This window comes from Streptomyces sp. NPDC019890 (genome assembly GCF_044903445.1).
In the GTDB taxonomy this organism is placed as follows: domain Bacteria; phylum Actinomycetota; class Actinomycetes; order Streptomycetales; family Streptomycetaceae; genus Streptomyces.
In genome coordinates this window covers 1-1,462 of record NZ_JBJDQK010000092.1, presented here as the reverse complement: position 1 = coordinate 1,462, position 1,462 = coordinate 1, and the positions used below count along the sequence as shown (strand labels likewise).

The 1,462-nt window shown below is 67.9% G+C and carries 3 protein-coding genes; all 3 read left to right on the top strand.

From position 1 onward, the window contains the following. Positions 1–206 (top strand): hypothetical protein (locus ACI2LP_RS34430; RefSeq protein WP_404728472.1); only part of this gene is annotated, 206 nt, incomplete at its 5' end. A 72-nt stretch (positions 207–278) separates the two neighbouring features. Next, entirely contained in the window at positions 279–1,247 is a 969-nt protein-coding gene (locus ACI2LP_RS34425; RefSeq protein ID WP_404728471.1) for an AAA family ATPase, read from the top strand. Next, on the top strand, positions 1,244–1,462 hold a 219-nt coding region (locus ACI2LP_RS34420; RefSeq protein WP_404728470.1), incomplete at its 3' end, for a hypothetical protein. The genes ACI2LP_RS34425 and ACI2LP_RS34420, both read left to right, overlap by 4 nt.

Below are 1,462 nucleotides of genomic sequence, written 5' to 3'. Positions count from 1 at the left end.
AGGACGGAGGGCTCCTGGCCGTCGTCGCTGACCAGGACAACACCGACTCGCCCACAGTGACGCTGTGGAACGTCTCACCGCCCAACCGCCCCGAGCTGCTGCACCGCATCCCCTCCGTCCAGCGCCCCAGGCTCGCGTTCAGTCCGGCCGGAACCATCCTCGCCGTGACCGGCGAGAACACCACCGCACTGTGGCGCATCCCCTGAGAACGAAACCGCACCACCCTTCCCCTGACCGAACGACCCAGCGGAAAGCACGTGACCGTGTCTCAGTTCCCCATGGAACCCCAAAGCGTCGTCAGCCACCTCGCGGAGGGATTCCACAGCCTGCTCAAGAACGTCGAGCAAGTACTCAGCGGCAAGACGCACGCCGTCCGCCTCGCCCTCACAGCGCTGCTCGCCGAGGGTCACTTACTGGTCGAGGACGTCCCGGGCGTGGGCAAGACATCACTCGCCCGTGCCATCGCGGCCTCGATCGGAGGCGAGTGCCGCCGCATCCAGTTCACACCGGATCTTCTGCCCTCGGACATCACCGGGGTGAGCTTTCCCCCCGGGCTGGAATCCGCCCGGCAGGGCGACTTTCAATTCCTCGCCGGACCGGTTTTCGCCAATGTCGTCATCTGCGACGAAGTGAACCGGGCCTCTCCCAAGACGCAGTCGGCACTGCTGGAGGTCATGGAGGAAGGACAGGTCACCGTTGCCGGGAAATCCCATCCAGTTCCGCGCCCCTTCATGGTAATGGCGACCCAGAACCCCGTGGATTTTGATGGCACTTACGCGCTGCCCGAGGCCCAACTCGACCGTTTCATGATGAGAATGCGCATCGGATATCCGAGTGAGGAAACGGAACTGGAGCTGCTCAAGAACGAAGGCCGCACCGTCGCCCCGGAGGCTCTCAGCCCGGTCGTGGATGCAGCGGGGGTTCGACGCCTCGCCGATGCGTGCCGCAGGGTTGTCGTGAGCGACCCCGTGCACCGCTACATCGTTTCCATCGTGGCCGCCACCCGAGTTCCGGGCGGGAACATCCGGCTGGGCGCGAGCCCTCGCGCCGCGCTCGCGCTGCTGCGCGCCGCACGCGTATGGGCGGCCTCCGACCAGCGCCACTTCGTCGTCCCCGAGGACGTGAAGGCTCTGGCCGGCCCCGTGCTGGCGCACCGACTTCTGCTCAACGAGGAGACGGAGAGCGCCACGTCCGGCCCCGACACCATGGTCGCCGAAGTCCTCGACCGGGTGAAGGTACCCCGTTGATCACGCGGACCGGCATCGCCGTCCTCATCACCTCGGGGCTGCTGCTGGGGGCGTCCACGTTGCTGGCGTCCCCCGCTCTCGCCCTGCCCGCCGCCGCCGGATTCCTGGCTCTCGGCGCCGGCCGGGCCGGGGTCGCCCGCCGAGTCCGGCTGAGGGCGACGGTGCGGGTGCGCACGCGGTCGGTGGCGCGTGGACAGAACGTGGGTCTCATCATC